The organism is Nonomuraea sp. C10, from assembly GCF_008017515.1.
In the GTDB taxonomy this organism is placed as follows: Bacteria; Actinomycetota; Actinomycetes; order Streptosporangiales; family Streptosporangiaceae; genus Nonomuraea; species Nonomuraea ferruginea.
Genome location: NZ_VPFF01000001.1, coordinates 2,094,899 through 2,111,921, shown reverse-complemented (window position 1 = coordinate 2,111,921; position 17,023 = coordinate 2,094,899). Strand labels below are relative to the sequence as shown.

General features: G+C 72.3%; 17 protein-coding genes. 2 read left to right on the top strand and 15 right to left on the bottom strand.

The window, feature by feature from the left end:
• Nucleotides 1–23: 23 nt before the first annotated feature.
• From FR742_RS09425 to FR742_RS09395, 8 genes are all read right to left on the bottom strand, one after another.
• Nucleotides 24–773, bottom strand: a complete 750-nt coding sequence (locus FR742_RS09425) for a LytTR family DNA-binding domain-containing protein (RefSeq protein WP_148030597.1) — start codon at nucleotides 771–773, stop codon at nucleotides 24–26.
• 33 nt (nucleotides 774–806) lie between these two features.
• Nucleotides 807–1,985 (bottom strand): sensor histidine kinase, encoded by a 1,179-nt coding sequence (locus FR742_RS09420; protein WP_148030596.1) that lies wholly within the window; start codon nucleotides 1,983–1,985, stop codon nucleotides 807–809.
• A 3-nt stretch (nucleotides 1,986–1,988) separates the two neighbouring features.
• Nucleotides 1,989–2,402 (bottom strand): HIT family protein, encoded by a 414-nt coding sequence (locus FR742_RS09415; protein WP_148030595.1) that lies wholly within the window; start codon nucleotides 2,400–2,402, stop codon nucleotides 1,989–1,991.
• A gap of 50 nt (nucleotides 2,403–2,452) precedes the next feature.
• Nucleotides 2,453–3,388 carry a YihY/virulence factor BrkB family protein gene (locus tag FR742_RS09410; protein ID WP_261808442.1) on the bottom strand — a complete coding sequence of 312 codons (936 nt, stop codon included), beginning with the start codon at nucleotides 3,386–3,388 and terminating at the stop codon, nucleotides 2,453–2,455.
• 1 nt (nucleotide 3,389) lies between these two features.
• Nucleotides 3,390–4,166, bottom strand: coding sequence for a DUF3618 domain-containing protein (locus tag FR742_RS09405; RefSeq protein WP_148030593.1), 777 nt, complete (start codon nucleotides 4,164–4,166; stop codon nucleotides 3,390–3,392).
• Complete coding sequence (locus tag FR742_RS09400; RefSeq protein ID WP_148030592.1) at nucleotides 4,163–4,543, bottom strand: phage holin family protein; 381 nt, start codon at nucleotides 4,541–4,543, stop codon at nucleotides 4,163–4,165. The genes FR742_RS09405 and FR742_RS09400 overlap by 4 nt, the downstream gene beginning before the upstream one ends.
• A gap of 132 nt (nucleotides 4,544–4,675) precedes the next feature.
• Complete coding sequence (locus FR742_RS44425) at nucleotides 4,676–4,840, bottom strand: hypothetical protein (RefSeq protein ID WP_187281066.1); 165 nt, start codon at nucleotides 4,838–4,840, stop codon at nucleotides 4,676–4,678.
• Between the two features lie 22 nt (nucleotides 4,841–4,862).
• Nucleotides 4,863–5,906, bottom strand: a complete 1,044-nt coding sequence (locus FR742_RS09395; protein ID WP_148030591.1) for a questin oxidase family protein — start codon at nucleotides 5,904–5,906, stop codon at nucleotides 4,863–4,865.
• Between the two features lie 113 nt (nucleotides 5,907–6,019).
• Between FR742_RS09395 and FR742_RS09390 the strand changes: the two genes are divergently transcribed.
• The gene (locus FR742_RS09390) at nucleotides 6,020–8,920 is read left to right on the top strand and encodes a DEAD/DEAH box helicase (protein WP_148030590.1); all 2,901 of its coding nucleotides are present in this window, start codon (nucleotides 6,020–6,022) and stop codon (nucleotides 8,918–8,920) included.
• 1 nt (nucleotide 8,921) lies between these two features.
• Nucleotides 8,922–9,671 carry an SWIM zinc finger family protein gene (locus tag FR742_RS09385; protein WP_148030589.1) on the top strand — a complete coding sequence of 250 codons (750 nt, stop codon included), beginning with the start codon at nucleotides 8,922–8,924 and terminating at the stop codon, nucleotides 9,669–9,671.
• 7 nt (nucleotides 9,672–9,678) lie between these two features.
• Here the strand turns inward: FR742_RS09385 and FR742_RS09380 are convergent, their stop codons facing one another.
• The 7 genes from FR742_RS09380 to FR742_RS09350 all read right to left on the bottom strand — a co-directional run bounded on the left by FR742_RS09380 (nucleotide 9,679) and on the right by FR742_RS09350 (nucleotide 16,971).
• Nucleotides 9,679–10,617 (bottom strand): diacylglycerol kinase family protein, encoded by a 939-nt coding sequence (locus tag FR742_RS09380; RefSeq protein WP_148030588.1) that lies wholly within the window; start codon nucleotides 10,615–10,617, stop codon nucleotides 9,679–9,681.
• A 78-nt stretch (nucleotides 10,618–10,695) separates the two neighbouring features.
• On the bottom strand, nucleotides 10,696–13,443 hold the full coding sequence (locus tag FR742_RS09375; RefSeq protein WP_222708877.1) for an immune inhibitor A domain-containing protein: 2,748 nt from the start codon (nucleotides 13,441–13,443) through the stop codon (nucleotides 10,696–10,698).
• Nucleotides 13,444–13,563: 120 nt separating this feature from the next.
• Complete coding sequence (locus FR742_RS09370; RefSeq protein ID WP_148030586.1) at nucleotides 13,564–13,905, bottom strand: fumarate reductase subunit D; 342 nt, start codon at nucleotides 13,903–13,905, stop codon at nucleotides 13,564–13,566.
• Nucleotides 13,902–14,285, bottom strand: a complete 384-nt coding sequence (locus tag FR742_RS09365) for a fumarate reductase subunit C (protein WP_148030585.1) — start codon at nucleotides 14,283–14,285, stop codon at nucleotides 13,902–13,904. Before FR742_RS09365 ends, FR742_RS09370 begins: the two co-directional genes overlap by 4 nt.
• Complete coding sequence (sdhB, locus tag FR742_RS09360; RefSeq protein ID WP_148030584.1) at nucleotides 14,282–15,007, bottom strand: succinate dehydrogenase iron-sulfur subunit; 726 nt, start codon at nucleotides 15,005–15,007, stop codon at nucleotides 14,282–14,284. The genes FR742_RS09365 and sdhB overlap by 4 nt, the downstream gene beginning before the upstream one ends.
• Nucleotides 15,000–16,733: a fumarate reductase (quinol) flavoprotein subunit gene (frdA, locus tag FR742_RS09355; RefSeq protein WP_148030583.1), complete on the bottom strand. Its 1,734-nt coding sequence runs from the start codon at nucleotides 16,731–16,733 to the stop codon at nucleotides 15,000–15,002. Before frdA ends, sdhB begins: the two co-directional genes overlap by 8 nt.
• A gap of 4 nt (nucleotides 16,734–16,737) precedes the next feature.
• Nucleotides 16,738–16,971 carry a hypothetical protein gene (locus FR742_RS09350; protein WP_148030582.1) on the bottom strand — a complete coding sequence of 78 codons (234 nt, stop codon included), beginning with the start codon at nucleotides 16,969–16,971 and terminating at the stop codon, nucleotides 16,738–16,740.
• Nucleotides 16,972–17,023 lie beyond the last annotated feature (52 nt).

Genomic DNA, 17,023 nt, shown 5'->3' with positions numbered 1-17,023 from the left:
GATCTCCCCTTCCCTGGCGCGGCTCATTCGGGCCTGTGCCGCCGGGCTCGGCGGACGAGGAGGTCGCGCAGCTCACGGGTGTGGCGGCGGCTGACGGGGATCTCGGTGTCTCCGACCCGGACCGTGCACCGGCCGGAGTCGATGTGCAGCTCGACGATGTGCTTGACCGCGACCAGGTGGCTGCGGTGCACGCGGACGAACCCGGCCGCCGCCCACCGCTCCTCCAGCGTGGCCAGCGGGATGCGCACGAGGTGGCTGCCGGTGGCGGTGTGCAGGCGGGCGTAGTCGCCGTGCGCCTCCACGTAGATGACGTCGGCGCTGGACACGAACCGGGTCACCCCGCCCAGCTCGACCGGGATCGTGTCGGTCTCGGCGCCGTCGACGGGCACGTCGGCCGAGACCGCGACCCGTCTGATCGCCTCGGCCAGGCGTTCCGGGCGCACGGGTTTGAGCAGGTAGTCCTCGGCCTTGATCTCGAAGGCGTCGACGGCGTGCTCCTCGTACGCGGTCACGAACACCACCCGCGGCGGGTTGGCGAACTGGGACAGCAGCCTGCCCAGCACCACCCCGTCGAGGCCGCGCATCCTGATGTCGAGGAAGACCGCGTCGATCGGCCGGCCTTCGGCGATGGCCCGGTCCAGCAGGCGCAGCGCGGCGGCCCCGTCGCGGGCGGTGGCCACCTCGCCGATCCGTGGGTCGGCGCGGAGCAAGTAGGAGAGATCTTCCAGGGCGGGAAGTTCGTCGTCCACCGCGAGCACCCGAAGTTGCGCCATGTACAGTGATAAAACCGACAACAAAGATCCAGGTCAACGGGCTGAGACGCCTGGGTGATATTTCGGCAACCTGACGTTGACCTTCGTGCCCGCTCCGCGGCCCGTCTCGACGACCAGCCCGTACTCGTCGCCGTACACCTGGCGCAGCCGCAGGTCGACGTTGGCCAGCCCGACGCCGCCCGCCGGCGGGATCTCACCTGCGAGGATGCGCCGCAGCCTGTCGGGGTCCATGCCGAGACCGTCGTCCTCGACGCTGATGCGGCACTCGGCGCCGGCGTCCTCCGCCATGATCGCGATGCGGCCGACGCCGTCCTTGCTCTCCAGGCCGTGCCTGACGGCGTTCTCGACGAGCGGCTGCAGGCACAGGAACGGCACCGCGACCGGCAGCACCTCCGGCGCGATGCGCAGCGTCACCTGGAGCTGGTCGCCGAAGCGGGCGCGCTCCAGGATCAGGTAGCGGTCGATGGAGCGCAGCTCCTCGGCGAGCGTGGTGAACTCGCCGTGCCGGCGGAAGGAGTAGCGGGTGAAGTCGGCGAACTCCAGCAGCAGCTCCCTGGCCCGCTCCGGGTCGGTGCGGACGAACGAGGCGATCGTGGTGAGGGAGTTGTAGATGAAGTGTGGCGAGATCTGCGCGCGCAGCGCCCGCACCTCGGCCTCCATCAGCAGCGTGCGGGAGCGGTCGAGCTCGGCCAGCTCCAGCTGGGAGTCGACCCAGCCCGCCACCTCCTGGGCGGCGCGGACCAGCCCGGCGGAGGCGTGCTGGCCGTAGGCGGCGAGCGTGCCGACGACCCGGTCGTCGGTGGTCAGCGGCACCACCACGGCCTGCCTGATCGGGCATTCGAGCAGGTCGCAGGAGATGCTCAGCACCTGCGTGCGACCGTCTCCGAGCGTCGCGCGGGCGTGCTCGAACGCCTCCCCCGCGTGGTGCTCGCCCTCGCCGTCGTACACCAGCAGCCGCTCGCCGTCGGTGATCGCCAGCGCGGGCGAGCCGAGCAGCCGGCGCAGGTGGCGCGAGGCGCGGTCGGCGCCGTCGGCGGTGAGGCCCGCGCGGAGCGGCGGCCCGGCGAGCGAGGCGGTGTGGAGGGTCTCGAACGTGGCGCGCTCGGCCGGGCTGGTGCCGAGCTCGCGCCGGCCGCGCAGGACCCGCCACAGCACGATCGCGGGCACGGCGACGATCGCCGCCACGACCGCGATGCCGACCAGGAGCTCCACGGCTCAGCCCGCGGTGAGCGCGCCGGCGACGCGTCCGGCGTAGTCCTGCGCCTCCTCGGGGGAGGCGTACTTGGTGCGCGGCCAGAAGAAGCCGCGCAGGCCGTCCTTGGGGTTGCGCGGGACGACGTGCACGTGCAGGTGGGGGACGCTCTGGCTGACGCGGTTGTTCATCGCGACGAAGGTGCCGCCCGCGCCCAGGCCCTCCTCGACGGCGCCGGCCATGGCGCGGACCCGGTCGAAGAAGGGGCCGACGTCGGCGAGGTCGGCCAGCGTCTCGATGTGCGCCCGCGGCACGACGAGCACGTGGCCCTTGAAGACCGGGCGGGCGTCGAGGAACGAGACGGCCACCTCGTCCTCGTGGACCAGGGTGGCGGGCCGCTCCCCGGCGATGATCTCGCAGAACAGATCGGTGCTCACCGGCGCACCCTACTCCACGGCCGTCGCCGGGGTCGCCTGTCTCCGCACGGTCACCCGGGCAGCGAATCGGGCTTCGGCGGGTCCCTGGGGACGGCGTACGGCTCCTGCTCGGCGGGCTTCCCCTCGGCCACCCGGCGCTCCCTGATCAGCTCGGCGTCCAGCTCGGCGCCGAACAGCAGCGCCATGTTCGAAAGCCACAGCCAGATCAGGAAGACCACGACCGTGGCGAGCGTCCCGTACGTCTTGTTGTAGGAGCCGAAGTTGGCCACGTACACGGCGAAACCGGTCGAGACGATCAGCCACAGGACGACCGCCAGCAGCCCGCCGGGCGTCAGCCAGCGCACCCCGGGCTGGCGCACGTTCGGCGCGGCCCAGTACAGCACCATGATCAGGCCGACCGCGATCAGCGCGAGCACCGGCCACTTGGCCACGTTCCAGACGGTCACCGCGGTCTCGCCCAGGCCGAGCGCCTCACCGGCGACGCGGGACAGGTCGCCGGTGAGCGTGACCGCGACGGCGGCGGCGGCCAGCAGGACCATCAGCATGATCGTGAGGCCGAGCCGGAGCGGGGTGAGCTTGTAGAACGGGCGGCCCTCGTCGATGTCGTAGATCTCGTTGCAGGCCCTGATGAACGCCGCGATGTAACCGGACGAGGACCACAGCGCGACGGCCAGGCCGAGGATCGCCGCCAGGCCCGGCCGGCTCGCCTGCTGGACGCCCTGCAGGCCCTGGGTCAGCAGGTCGCGGACCTCGGCGGGGGCCAGCGTGACCACGTTCCCGAAGAGCGTGCTCGCGCTCTGCTGGCCGAACAGGCCGAGCAGCGACACGAACACGATCAGGGCGGGGAAGATGGACAGCACCGCGTAGTAGGTGAGCGACGCGGCCAGGTCCTGGACGCGGTCGTTCTTGAACTCCACGGCCGTGCGCCTGACGACGCGCCACCAGGACCGGCCCGTCAGTTCGGCGGGGGTCTCGGGGGGTGTCACGTCATAGACCCCGGCGGCGCCGGTCGGCACGGCGGAGGATCAGCGCGACCACCGCGCCGGCGACCGCGAATCCCAGGACCGGCCGCAGGTAGTCGTTGCCGGCGGCGTTCTCCCGTGCCTTGTCCTTCAGTTCGAGTGCCCTGCCGGACATCTCGGCCGCCCTGACCCTGGCGGTCCCGCCCATCTCGGCCGCTCTGGTCTTCGCGGTGCCGCCCATCTCGCCGGCCCTGGCCTTCGCCGTGCCGCTCATCTCGGCCGCCTTGGCCTTGGCGGTGCCGACCATCGCGGCGGCGCGCTCCTTGGCCGACTCGGCCGCCTCGGCCGCCCGGCTCTTGACGTCCACCTTGTGGGCCAGCGCGCTCACGGTCTCGCCGAGTTCGCGGCGGGTCTCCCTGATGCTCTCGCGGACCTGTTCCTCCTCGTCGCCGCTCACGGCGGCCCGGCGCGCGCGGTCGGTGAGCGGCGTCGCGATGGAGCCCCGGTCCTGGTAGGGAGTGGTCGACTCGGGGACCCGCGTGCCGCCGCCGCGCAGCGACTCCTCCTCCACGGCGCGGGAGTGGATCGCCTCCGCGCGGTCGTCCGGCTCCGGCCCCTCGGGGATGAACGTCTCGTGCGGCTCGCGGCGGAGCTCCGCCTCGTGCGCGTTCTCGGCCGCGCCGCCGCGTGTGACGGGCACGTTGATGGATTCGGGGTCAGTCGGGGTGCCGACCGTCGCCCTGCGTGAACCCACGTCGCCCGCGTACTGGTCGTCGGAGTATCCCGGGTTCGTCTCACTCATCGGTGTGCTCCCTCCCTGACCGCGCCGATGTCGGCCTTCACGCTGGCGATCGTCTCCCTGGGAACGGGCGGGGTGGCCTGCTGGACCTGCTTCTTGCCGGCCAGGCCCAGCACCGCCGCGGTCGCGAGCAGCACCACGGCCACGATCGCGGCCGCCAGCCAGGCGGGCATGACGAGCGCGAGCAGCATCACGACGGCCGCCACGAGCACGGCGCCGCCGAAGAGCCCGACGATGCCCGCGGCGCCCACGATGCCGGCGCCGAGGCCGGCGCGCTTGCCCTTGCGCGTGAGTTCGAGCTTGGCCAGCCGGAGCTCGTCCCTGACGAGCCGGGAGACCTGCTCGGACAGATCGCTGACTAGTTTCTGGGTGTCGTTCACGACGTCGCCTCCTCCGTCGAGGAGTGCGCCTACCCACCTATACCGCCTTCTATCACGAGTCTTCAGGCCGGTGATCAGCGCGGATTCCGGGCAGCGCGAGGCCGCGCGACCGCTCGGGCCGCGCGGGCTCTCTCAGCGCTTGGCGGCGCGCAGCAGGAAGCCGACGACCCGTACGACGGGCGAGGCGGGCGCCTCGCACCAGTTGGCGGGCTGCTTCGGCTTGCTCCACGGAGAGGGGAGCTCGCACGAGGGAGCCTGCGGCTTGGGCCGCTCACACCACGATCCGGGAGGATTCATACTTCCACTGTACAACCGGGCATCACGCTTTCAGCGGCTGAATGGAGCGGGACGCGCGCACGACCGCCGCGAGGGCGTCCGGGTCGGCGGTGCGTTCGTACACGTCCAGCGCGGTGTCGGCGAGCTTGATCACGTGCTCGTCGCCGTGCGCGACGGCCCGGTCGAACGCCTCCTGCGCGGAGCCGGGCGCGGCGGGCAGCTCCCGCCCGGTCACCGCCCCCGCGGGCCCGTACGCGGCCGTGACCGCGGCGGCGGCGGCCCACGCCGCGTCGAGGCTCGGCACCCAGAGGGAGGCGGGCAGGGCGGGCAGCGTGCGGAGCACCGCCGTGGGGGCGGTCGCCGAGTGGATCAGCATGACGGGCGAGCCGTGCGCGTGGGTGAGATAGCGCAGGGTGGCGGCGTCGGCCAGCGCGGCGAGCCGGTCCCTGGCCTCGCCGGCGCCCGAGGCCGGGGCCAGCGCGGCGACCGACGGCTCCCAGCCGCCGGTGCCGGCGAGCTGGCGGAGCCGGTGGTCGATGTCCCGGCTCTGGTCGGCCACCCGCGGCACCCCGGCCAGCGCGCCCGACGGCGTCTCCATGCCGGACGGCGGGGCCGCTCCGGCCACGGGCTGCCAGCGTGCCGCCCAGTAGCCGAGCGCCTGCCCCAGCTCGGCGAGCCGTGGATCGTCCTCCAGCTCCAGCAGGGCGTGGACCGCGTGGCCGGTGCGGATGACGCCGTGGGTGGCCCCGGCCGCGATGCCGGGCAGCAGCCGCGGCCACCACTCCTCCAGCACGGCCCGCCACGGCCGTTCCTTCGTCTCCCGCTCGAAGAACCGCAGCCAGTCGCCGAGCCGTCGCGGGTCGCCCAGCGCTTCCCGCCAGTCGTCCCCGATCGCGCGGGTGCCGCCGGGAGCCTCCTCCAGGCGGGCGGTGTAGGCGTCCAGCCAGCGGTGGACCTCGCGGGCGTGCCCGCGCCTGACCATCGACTCGACCGCCATCGGGCCGTGGTTGCTCAGCCAGCCGTCGAACTCGGGGCCGGTGCGGTGCAGCCGCTCGAACGCCTCTTCCAGGGTGCCGCTGTCGTCCATGCACCCGACGCTAGCCCCGCCCGCCCCCGCCGCGCCTCGGTCCATGGACCTAGGCGCCCTCCTCCGTTCGTCCTATGACGGATCGCCGGAGCTCCGGCGGGTAACCTGCCGGGGTGCTGGTCGTACACGGGGTGTGGGCGGGAGAAGGGCTGGCCTTCTGGGCGGAGCAGCCCGCGCGGGGTGCGGGCGGGCCCGGCAGGCATCCGTTCGCCGCGCCGGTCCCCGCGCTGCGGGAGGCGCTCGGCGTCGACGGCGGGGGCGAGCCGGAGCTGGCGCTGCTGCTGCCGGGGACGGCGAAGGAGCCGATGCCCTCGCCCGAGACGGGGCGGCCCGCGACCGCGACGCGGCCCCGGTTGCGGGTGTGGCGGGTGCCCGCCGTGGTGCCGCCCGTCCCGGCCGCCCTGCGGGTGGTGGACGCCTGCGACGGCAGCGCCACCGTCCGTCACTGGGCGGCCGCCGCCGGGTTCGCCCGCGATCTGGTACGGCGCGGCCGGGTGGTCCCGCGGCTGGTGGCGGCTCCCGGCGGCGCCTGCCGTGCGGTGTGGGAGCCGGTGGTCACCCGGGGTGACGCGGCGTACTTCAGGGAGCTGGCCCTGGCGATGCCGCCCGCGTCCCGTACCTCGGAGGTGGAGCGGCCGTCCAGGGAGGTGCTGTGGGAGGCGCTCGGGGCGTTCACCGACGCGCTGGTCCGTGAGGCGCTGCCCGAGCCGCTCGTCGAGCGGGCGGTGACGGCGCGCGAGCGGTGGCTGGCCGCCCTGACCGGCCCCGACGGCTCGTGCCCCGACGTGCCTGGCCTGCGCGAGGAGCTGGACCGGTGGCGCGAGACGGTGGTGGCCGCCGAGGGTGCCGCGCGGGTGTGCTTCCGGCTGGTCGAGCCGGCCGAGGAGGACGAGGACGACCGTGACCTCGACGCGGGGTGGCGGGTGGAGCTGGCTCTGCAGGGGGTGGAGGACCCGAGCCTGTACGTGCCCGCCGCGCGGGTGTGGCGCGGGGAGCCGGTGGCCGGGGTCCCGGCGGCGGAGCGGGAGCTGCTGGCCGGGCTCGGCCGGGCGGTGCGGCTCTATCCGGAGCTGGAGCGGGCGCTGCGCGTGGCCGAGCCGGGCGAGCTGGTGCTCGACACCGCGGGCGCGTTCGGATTCCTCAGGGAGGCGGCGCCGCTGCTGCAGGCGGCCGGGTTCGGGGTGCTGCTCCCCCGCTGGGCCGGGCGGAACCGGCTGGGGCTGAAGGTGACGGCCAGGAGCAAGGACCCGGGGGCGGTGGCCGGGCAGGGGCTGGGGCTGCGCGAGCTGGTCGGCTTCCGGGTCGACCTGGCCGTGGCCGGGGAGACGATCGGCGAGGAGGAGCTGGCCGAGCTGGCCCGGTTGAAGGTGCCGCTGGTCCGGGTGCGCGGCCGGTGGGTGGAGCTGGACGAGCGGCAGCTGGCGGCCGCGCTGCGGATGGTCGGCGGCGAGCGGGCCGGTGAGACGCGGGCGGCCGACCTGCTGCGGCAGGTGGTCCGGGGCGACGGCGAGCTGCCGCTGCTGGAGGTGGACGCCGACGGGGTGCTCGGCGACCTGCTCTCGGGCGAGGCGGAGCGGCGGCTGCGGCCGATCGGCACGCCCGCGGGCATCGACGCGACGCTCCGCCCGTACCAGGAGCGGGGGCTGGCCTGGCTGAGCTTCCTGTCGGAGCTGGGGCTGGGCGGGATCCTGGCCGACGACATGGGGCTGGGCAAGACGATCACCACCCTGGCGCTGCTGGTCCACGAGGGGACGGGGCCGACGCTGCTGGTGTGCCCGATGTCGCTGCTGGGCAACTGGCAGCGGGAGGCGGCCCGGTTCGCGCCGGGCCTGCGCGTGTACACCCACCACGGCCCCGGCCGCGACCCCGCGCTGATCGCCGGCGCCGACCTGGTCCTCACCACGTACGGCACGGCGCAGCGGGACCTGGAGGCGCTGCGCGAGGTCTCCTGGCGGCGGGTGGTGTGCGACGAGGCGCAGGCGATCAAGAACAGCGGCACGCTCCAGGCCAGGGCGGTCCGGGCGATCCCGGCGGCGCAGCGGCTGGCGCTGACCGGGACCCCGGTGGAGAACCACCTGGCCGAGCTCTGGTCGATCATGGAGTTCGCCAACCAGGGGCTGCTGGGGACGCGGGCCGGGTTCAGGGAACGGTTCCAGGAGCCGATCGAGGCCCGGCAGGACGAGGAGGCGGCGCACGCGCTCAGGCGGGCGACCGGGCCGTTCATCCTGCGGCGCGTCAAGACCGACAAGTCGGTGATCAGCGACCTGCCGGAGAAGCTGGAGATCAAGGAGTGGTGCCCGCTCACCACCGAGCAGGCGTCGCTCTACCAGGCGGTCGTGGACGACATGCTGGGCAAGATCGACGGCAGCGAGGGGATCGAGCGGCGCGGGCTGGTGCTGGCTACCGTGGCCAAGCTCAAGCAGGTCTGCAACCACCCGGCCCACCTGCTCAAGGACGGCTCCAGGCTGGCCGGCAGGTCGGGCAAGCTGCAGCGGCTGGAGCAGCTCTCCGAGGAGATCCTGGCCGAGGGCGAGAAGGCGCTGGTGTTCACCCAGTACACCGAGTTCGGCGCCATGCTCCAGCCCTACCTGGCGCGGCGGCTGGACCGGCCGGTGCTCTGGCTGCACGGCGGCCTGCCGAAGAAGGCCCGCGACCGGCTGGTCGACCGCTTCCAGGAGGACGGCGAGCCGATGCTGTTCCTGCTGTCGCTCAGGGCGGCGGGCGTGGGGCTCAACCTGACCGCCGCCAGTCACGTCGTCCACGTCGACCGCTGGTGGAACCCGGCCGTCGAGGACCAGGCCACCGACCGCGCCTTCCGCATCGGCCAGCGCAAGAACGTGCAGGTCCGCAAGCTGATCTGCGCCGGCACGCTGGAGGAGCGGGTCGACGAGCTGATGGAGCGCAAGAAGGCGCTGGCCGAGCGGGTGGTGGGCACCGGCGAGGACTGGCTGACGGATCTGTCGACGCGGGAGCTGCGCGAGGTGTTCCGGCTGACTTCGGAGGCGGTGGCCTGAGATGCGGTACGGGACCCCGATCAAGGTCGAGGGCGGCCTCCGCGCCCGGTCGAAGCGTGGCTCGATCGGGTCGGCGTGGTGGTCGCGGCGGTTCATCGACATCCTGGAGCGCGTCTGCGACCGGGGCAGGCTCTCACGCGGGCGCGGCTACGCCAGAGCCGGGCAGGTGCTGTCCATCGACCTGTCGCCCGGCCTGGTGTCGGCCGCCGTGCAGGGTTCGCGGCGCACCCCGTACGAGGTGACGATCGCGATCGAGGCGTACGGCGAGGACCGCTGGGAGACGCTGGAGTCGGCGATCGCCGAGCAGGCGGTCTACCGGGCCAAGCTGCTGGCCGGGCAGATGCCGGAGGAGATCGAGGAGCTGTTCGCCTCGGTCGGCGTCGACCTGTTCCCGCGCGATCTCGGCATGGACTGCTCGTGTCCCGACTGGGGGTTCCCGTGCAAGCACGTGTCGGCGGTGCTGTACCTGCTGGCGGAGTCGTTCGACGAGGACCCGTTCCTGGTGCTGGCGTGGCGCGGGCGGGGGCGCGCTGAGCTGCTGGGCTCGCTCGCCGCCCGGCCGGCCGCGGGCGTCCCGGCGGTGGCGGACGTGCCGTTCGCGGAGCGGCTGGCGGACTTCTACACGCCGGGCGGCAGCGCGCACCCGCCGGAGCGCCGCCCGGCGGGCTCGGACCTGCTCCCCCGGCTCTTCCCGCCGCCCGCGGACCTGGCCGCCCCGCTCGGCGTCGCCTACCGCCGGCTGGGTGAGTGAGCCGGGGTCAGCGGTCCTCGAAGTCGGCCGGGACCATGACGCGTACGCCGTTGGGCACCACGCGGAGCCTGATCGGGGTGCGGAGCCGCACCTCGCCGTCGACGTCGGCGGCCATCGGCGGGTCGGTCTCCAGCAGCATCTCCCGGCCGGTCACGAAGGGACCGCCGGCCAGGCTCCGCCACCGGCCCGTGGTGGCGCGGGCGAGCGTCTCGACCAGCAGCCGCAGCTTCTTGCCCGAGCCGAGCTGGTAGGCGACGAGCATGCCGTCGTCGATGCTGATGTCGCGGGCCACCTGCCAGCCGCCGTGGAAGCGGCCGTTGGCGATGTTGAGCTGGTGGGTGAGGAGCTCGTGGCGCTGCCCGTCGACCGTGATGTAGGCCCGGAACGGGCGGTGGCCGGGCAGGATCGTGAGCGCGGTCAGCGGGTAGGCGGGCCGGCCCACCCACCGCTTCAGCCACGGCCTGACCTTGCCCGCCACCTCCACCGACACCCCGAAGCTGGCCAGGTTGGCGAACGGCCGGTCGTCGGCCATGCCGAGGTCGATGTCGGCCACCTTGCCGGTGGCGAACACCCGGATCGCGCCCGAGAGGTCGAGCGGCAGGCCGAGGCTGCGGGCGAAGTTGTTGGTGGTGCCGAGCGGCAGGACGCCGAGCGCCACGTCGCGGTGGGCGACGTGGCGCACGGCGGAGGAGAGCGTGCCGTCGCCGCCGCCGACGATCAGCAGATCGGGCCCCGTCGCCAGGGCCGTGTCGAGCAGCTCGCGCAGCCGTTTCGGGTTGTAGACGCCGATCTCGGCCAGCGGCTCGAAGCCCAGCTCGTGGACCTGCTCGATCACCTCGAAGTAGTGGCGGCGGCCGCGTCGTGAGCGAGTGTTGATCACCACTGCCACACGGCGATCCTTGAGGATCGCCGCGGTGTGCTCGGCCTTGGTGCGCAGTTCGCTCATGGTCATCAATCGTAGGTCCAGAAGCCCCTGCCTTCGCACGGCGACCGTGTGAAGACAGGGGCTCGCGACCCGCCTGATCTACTTCTTCGGCGGGGTCACCTGGACGATGGCGCCGAGGTCGCCGGGGAGCGGGCTGATCAGCTTGATCCCCACGCCCAGCGCCTTGCCCTCGTCCCCGGGGTTACCGGAACCGAGCACGTGGCCGCCGCCGATGTCGAGGCCGTAGTACTCGGTGGCCGGGGTGCCGTCCACGTTCACCACGCGGGTGCTGTACGGCTGGTCGCCCTTGGACGGGACGACGGTGGAGGCGTCGAAGTCCCGGTAGAACAGGCCGCCGTCCTGGACTTCCAGGCCGGGGTACCAGGTCTTGGCGTCGGTGAACTCCTTGACGCCCTTGAGCCCGCCGATCCGCGTGCAGTACTCGCTGAACGGCTCGTCCGGCGCCTCCAGGCACTCCTTGAGCGGGTAGGTGTTCCTGAACGAGAACGCCGCGTTGGACGTCTGGGTGCGGCCTTCCATGTTCTTGTGCCTGGTCGGGTCCTTCGCGGCCGCCTCGCCGGTGCGGCGCAGCGGGTCGAAGTGGGAGTCGACGAGCAGCAGGGTGCCCTTGGAGCCGATGCTCGGCGCCGCCTCCAGGTTGTTCACCAGCACGTTGTTGGTGTAGGTCGAGTCGCGGTACCAGACCAGCAGGCCGGGCGCGTTGTACTTGACCTTCTCCACCTTCCACGCCCCGTCACGCGAGTACGTGGTGTCGTAGGCGTACTGCAGGCCCTTGTCGAACCCGTCGAAGTTGCGCCACTCGGCGAGGTAGAACCGCTGGATCTCGCGCTCGCCGTTGTTGATCGTCCAGCCCTGGCCGCTGGTGTTGGTGAAGGTGCCGCCGGTGGCCCGCCAGCCGTTCTCGCCGCCCTCGACGTCGTCGCTCCACACGGTGGCGCCGTCGCTGGTGAGCTCGAAGTCGTCGGCGTGCCAGCCGCGCGGGGTGAAGGCCGCGTCGGTGTTGTACGTCAGCCGCAGCTTGATCGATTGGCCGGCGAACGAGGTCAGGTCGACGTAGTCGTGCCGCCAGCCGCCCGTGTCACCGGTGATGCCGTACTTCTTGTCGCCGAAGGTCGCGAGGTTCTTGTTCGGGTCCGGGTAGTCGTCGGGCGTGGTGATCTCGTCGCCGGCCTCGTCGAAGACCTTCTGCTGGGCCCAGGTCGCGCCGCCGTCGGTGGACACCTCGACGAAGCCGAAGTCCCAGTCGGACTCGATCTCGTAGTTGTTCCACATCCAGAACCGCACGTCGGACCCGGCGGGCACGTCGATGTCGCGGCCCACCGAGACGTTCGCCCACTCCTGGTCCATGCCGGACCACCAGGCGTTGCCGCCGCTGTGCGGGTCGACCATCTTGAGCGGCTCGGAGGCCAGGTTCACCCGGACGCCGTCCTGGGTGAGCTTCGGCGTGCGGGAGGACTGGCCGACGGTGACCAGGCTCTTGCGGTCACCCGGGTCGAACACCTTGGGGCTGGCCCAGCCGAGCACCCACTTGTCCCACAGGCCCATGTGCGTGGGCATGGACTGGAAGATCGGGCCGGAGTGGGAGCCGCTGGACATCAGGTCCCAGAAGTCCACCGCGGAGCTGCCCGCGCCGGAGGTGTCGTACAGGTCGGGCAGGCCGAGGTCGTGGCCGTACTCGTGGGCGAAGACGCCGACGCCGGAGTCCTCGGGCTGGACGATGTAGTTGGAGATCTTCATGTCGGTGCCGGGCACCTGGTAGCCGCCGGCGACCGCGCTGGAGTGGGCCCAGATGGCGTAGGTGCCCTCGGCGCCGCCGTCGGAGGACTTGTCCTTGCCGGCGTGGACCAGCACGAGGTGGTCGATCACGCCGTCGGGCTCGGCGAAGTTCCCGTCGCCGTCGGCGTCGGAGACGTCCTCGAGGTCGTAGTCGGCCCACGGGAAGTCCGGCTGGGTCTGGGCCAGCACGTTGACGGCGTCGATGGCGAGCTGGCCGGCGCCGAGCGGGTTGTCCGGGTGGCCGGACATGTCCTGCGGGTTGCCGCCGCAGGCCGCGGCGCCGTACCAGGCCTCGGAGTGCGGGGCCTTGATCCAGCCGACGGCGGAGCCGGTGACGGAGTAGGCGCCCTTGGACATCTCCTCGTACATCTTCTTCAGTGTGAAGCCGGAGATGTCGATGCCTGGCCTGCCGTCGCGGGGGTCCTTCAGGTCCTTGCGGACGCGCTCGGTGATGCCCTTGTCGGTGTAGAGCATCTTGTTGAAGTGCTCGGGGCTGAAGTCCTTGACCCAGAAGGAGTTGTTGTCCTTGTTCGGCAGCGTGGCCGGGTCCGGGATGTTGTTGTGCAGGGGGCCGTTCTTGAGCGTGCCGGCCGGCTCGACGAGGCAGTCGTCGGGGGCGCTGTCGACGGTTCGCAGCCGGTTGTAACCGGAGAAGTCGTCGTCGGCGTTCTCGTTGAACTCGACCAGCAGCGTCAGCAGCTTGGCGGTCCTGGTCTGCTTGGTCTTCTTGAAGATGAAGTCGGCGGGGTTGCGGCCGGTCCTCAGGGCCTCCTGCTCGCGGGCGGCGAGCACCCGGGCGGCCGCCGGGTTGCCCAGGCTGTGCTTCTGGTCGATCTCCCGTGCCCGCGACCGTGAGCGCTTGTCACCGCCCGGCGCGCCCGGTTCCTCGGGCGTGGCCTCGTCCCTGGGCGGGGCGTAGTTGATGTAGAAGTCGGACGGACCGGGCTCGTAGCGCGCCACGGAGGACGCTTGCGCGGTGGGCGCCGTGAGGGTGGCGCCCAGCAGGGCTACTGCCGGGATCGTGGCTAAGAGGCGCGTCTTTCGGGACACCGAGTACCCCTTCTGCCCGGGGTCGCCGGGCGATGGCCGGAGGGTTTCGCAAGCCGGACGGTAGACCCCGGATAAACTCGGCGTAAAGTCGCGAGTCGAAATATCACGAAACCAGGACATTCACCACAGCAGCCATGCCGCGACGGCGGCACCGCCCAGTGCCCCGCCGTAACACACCACGGCGATCGGCAGATCGAACCGGGCCAGGCCCAGCAGTTCCTCGCTGGTGTGGCGGATCCGGTGCGCCGCGTGGAAGAGGCAGAGCGCCACGACCGCCACCAGCGCCACCCGCGTCGGCAGGGGTTCGAGCGCGCCCGCGAGGTGCGCGGCGGACGGCCAGTCGAGCACGCCGAGCGGCATGAGCACGCCGAACAGCAGCACGAGCACCGGCAGCAGCAGCGCGGCGACCACGCCGCCGCCGCTGAAGAGCAGCCACAGGTACGGTTCCAGCACGCGTCTCATGGCGACCTCAGCACGACGTACGCGACGACCGCGGAGACCAGCAGCCAGGCCGAGTGGTTGCCGCCCTGGATCATCCAGGCGGGCACCCGCCAGCCGTCCAGCCGGACCACCGTGGCCTTGGGCGCGAGGTTGAGGAAGGTGATCGCGTGGAAGCAGGTCGCGGCCAGCGCCACCACGTTGACCGCGATCATCCACGGTTGCCCGGCGAGCGCGACGAAGCCCGCGTACCCGCCGCCGGTCAGGGCGGCGATCATCAGCAGCAGGAACGCGACCGTCCAGGCCACGAACACGCTGGTCAGCTCCCGGAGCACGAAGATCGTATAGCGCCGCGAGCGGGCGAACCAGAGCCGGTCGCGGCCGCGTACGTAGGGCGCGGTCATCGACGGCTCCACGGCAGCACCGAGCGGAGCGCGGCGGTCAGCTTGTAGCGCTGGATGGCCTCGGCCGGGTCGACGTGCTTGGGGCAGGCGTTCGTGCACTCGCCGACGAACGTGCACCCCCAGACGGCGTCCTCCTGGCTCAGCACGTCGAACCGGTCGTCCATGTCGCGCGAGTCCAGGTTGTAGCGCTGCGCCAGCGCGATCGCCGCGGGCCCCAGGAAGTCCGGGTCGAGCACGTAGACCGGGCAGGCCGAGTAGCAGAGCATGCAGTTGATGCACATGCTGTACTGCTTGTAGGCGTCGAGCTGCGCCGGGGTCTGCGCGTACTCGGCGGTCAGCGGCAGTTCCTCTCCCTCCCTGACCAGCCACGGCCGCACCGACGACAGCTTGGCCAGGAAGTCCTCGATGTCCACCACCAGGTCCCTGATGACCGGGAACCCCTTGAGCGGCTCGATCCTGACCGGTCCGTCCCCGTACTCGGTGAGGAAGGTCCCGCAGGTCAGCCGGGGTTCGCCGTTGACGGTCATGCCGCACGACCCGCAGATGCCCATCCGGCACGACCAGCGGAACGACAGCGTGCCGTCCAGCCGGTCCTTGACGTAGGTGAGCCCGTCGAGCACCGCCCAGTCGGGCATGAGCGGCACCTCGTACGACGCGAAGACGGGCTCGGCGTCCTGCCCGGGGCGGTACCGGGCGACCTCCAGCCGGATCGACTCAGTCACGGCCATAGACCCTTTCCCCTGGGGGCCAGCGGGTGATGGTGACGGGCAGCAGCCCCACCGAGGGGGTGCCGTCGGGGGCGCGGTGGACCAGCGAGTGCGCCAGGAAGGCGCCGTCGTCCCTGACGGGGAAGTCGGTGCGCTGGTGGGCCCCGCGCGACTCCTGCCGGTTCAGCGCGCAGGCCACGATGGTCCGCGCGACGTCGAGCATGGCCCGCAGCTCCAGCAGGTTGATCATCTCGGTGTTGAAGACGGCGCTGGTGTCGTCGACCCGCGCCTCCAGGGCGCGCTCGCACAGCTCGGCGAGGGTGTCGGCGGCCTTGGCCAGCACGTCGCCGCCGCGGTAGATGCCGGCCGCGCCCTCCAGCGTGTGCTGCATCTCCTCGCGCAGGACGGCGACGCGCTCGCCGTTCGCGCGGCCCTCGCGGGCGCGGGTCAGCCTCCGCCTCTCGTCGTCGCCCTGGCTGCGCACCGCGGGCGGCTCGCCCTCGCGGTGGGTACGGGCGAACTCGGCGGCGGCGATCCCGGCCCGCCTGCCGAAGACGAGGATCTCCGGCAGCGAGTTGGAGCCGAGCCGGTTGGCGCCGTTGATGCTCACGCAGGCGGTCTCCCCCGCCGCGTACAGGCCCGCGACCGGGGTGGCCCCGTCGAGGTCGGTGTGCACGCCGCCCATCATGTAGTGCACGACGGGACGGACCGGGATGAGGTCGGTGGCCGGGTCGAGGTTCTGGTAGCTGCGGCACAGCTCGCGCACGAACGGGATGCGGGCGTCGATCTTGTCCTCGCCGAGGTGGCGCAGGTCGAGGTAGACGACGGGCCCGTACGGGGTGTCGGCCGTGCGCCCTTTGCGCTGCTCGTGGACGAACGCCTGGGAGAGCCGGTCGCGCGGGCCCAGCTCCATGCTGCGCAGCTTCGGGGCGGGGGTGGGCCGGCCCAGGTCGTAGTCCTGCAGGTAGCGGTAGCCGTCCTTGTTGATCAGCCAGCCGCCCTCGGCCCTGGCCGCCTCGGTGATGAGGATGCCGGTGAACGGCAGCCCGGTGGGGTGGTACTGGACGAACTCCATGTCCTTCAGCGGCGCGCCCGCCCGGTAGGCCAGCGCCATGCCGTCGCCGGTCTTGATGGTCGCGTTGGTGGTGAACGGGAAGGCCCGGCCGCAGCCGCCGGTGGCCAGGATCACGGTCCTGGCGGGGATCGCCTCGACGCGGCCGGTCCTCATCTCGACGGCGACCACGCCGTGCACCCGGCCGTCGTCGACGATGAGCTGGGTGACGTACCACTCGTCGTATCGCACGATGTCGGGATATTTCAGGGTGGTCTGGAAGAGCGTGTGCAGCAGGTGGAAGCCCGTCTTGTCGGCCGCGTACCAGGTGCGCTGCCGTTTCATGCCGCCGAACGGGCGGACCGCGACCCGCCCGTCGGGCTCCCTGCTCCACGGGCAGCCCCAGTGTTCCAGCTGGATGAGCTCGCGGGGCGCCTCGGCCACGAACGCCTCCACCGCGTCCTGGTCGCAGAGCCAGTCGCCGCCGGAGATCGTGTCGTAGCAGTGCTCGTCCAGGCTGTCGCCGGCGCCGATCACCGCGGCGGCGCCGCCCTCGGCGGAGACCGTGTGGCTGCGCATCGGATACACCTTGGACAGCACGGCCACGGTCAGGGACGGGTCGGTCTCGGCGACCGCGAGCGCGGCGCGCAGGCCGGCCCCGCCGCCCCCGACGATGAGCACGTCGATCATGCGATCAGCTCCCGCGGTCGGGCTGGATCGGGTCCTTCACCCGCCTGCCGTCGTGGCGGACGGCGGACAGGTGGATGCTGCCGTCGTGGTACTCGTGCCGGATCCGGCGGCAGCCGCAGTCGAAGAACTGGTCGCGGATGACGAGGCCGTAGCCGTCGTCGTCGACGAGGCGTTCGCCTCCCGACTTCTTCCCGCAGGGGGCCGTCTCGGGGGTGAAGGGGATCTTGGTGCCGGTCATCGCCGATCTCCTTAGACAGGCGACTGAATGGGCGGATCGTCACATCAACAGA

Excerpts from the sequence above, each read along its gene's own strand:
- FR742_RS09405 (WP_148030593.1), bottom strand. The coding sequence starts at position 4,166 with ATGAGTGAGACGAACCCGGGATACTCCGACGACCAGTACGCGGGCGAC.
- FR742_RS44425 (WP_187281066.1), bottom strand. The coding sequence starts at position 4,840 with ATGAATCCTCCCGGATCGTGGTGTGAGCGGCCCAAGCCGCAGGCTCCC.
- frdA (WP_148030583.1), bottom strand. The coding sequence starts at position 16,733 with ATGATCGACGTGCTCATCGTCGGGGGCGGCGGGGCCGGCCTGCGCGCC.
- FR742_RS09385 (WP_148030589.1), top strand. The coding sequence starts at position 8,922 with ATGCGGTACGGGACCCCGATCAAGGTCGAGGGCGGCCTCCGCGCCCGG.
- FR742_RS09380 (WP_148030588.1), bottom strand. The coding sequence starts at position 10,617 with ATGAGCGAACTGCGCACCAAGGCCGAGCACACCGCGGCGATCCTCAAG.
- FR742_RS09425 (WP_148030597.1), bottom strand. The coding sequence starts at position 773 with ATGGCGCAACTTCGGGTGCTCGCGGTGGACGACGAACTTCCCGCCCTG.
- FR742_RS09350 (WP_148030582.1), bottom strand. The coding sequence starts at position 16,971 with ATGACCGGCACCAAGATCCCCTTCACCCCCGAGACGGCCCCCTGCGGG.
- FR742_RS09370 (WP_148030586.1), bottom strand. The coding sequence starts at position 13,905 with ATGAGACGCGTGCTGGAACCGTACCTGTGGCTGCTCTTCAGCGGCGGC.
- FR742_RS09395 (WP_148030591.1), bottom strand. The coding sequence starts at position 5,906 with ATGGACGACAGCGGCACCCTGGAAGAGGCGTTCGAGCGGCTGCACCGC.
- FR742_RS09365 (WP_148030585.1), bottom strand. The coding sequence starts at position 14,285 with ATGACCGCGCCCTACGTACGCGGCCGCGACCGGCTCTGGTTCGCCCGC.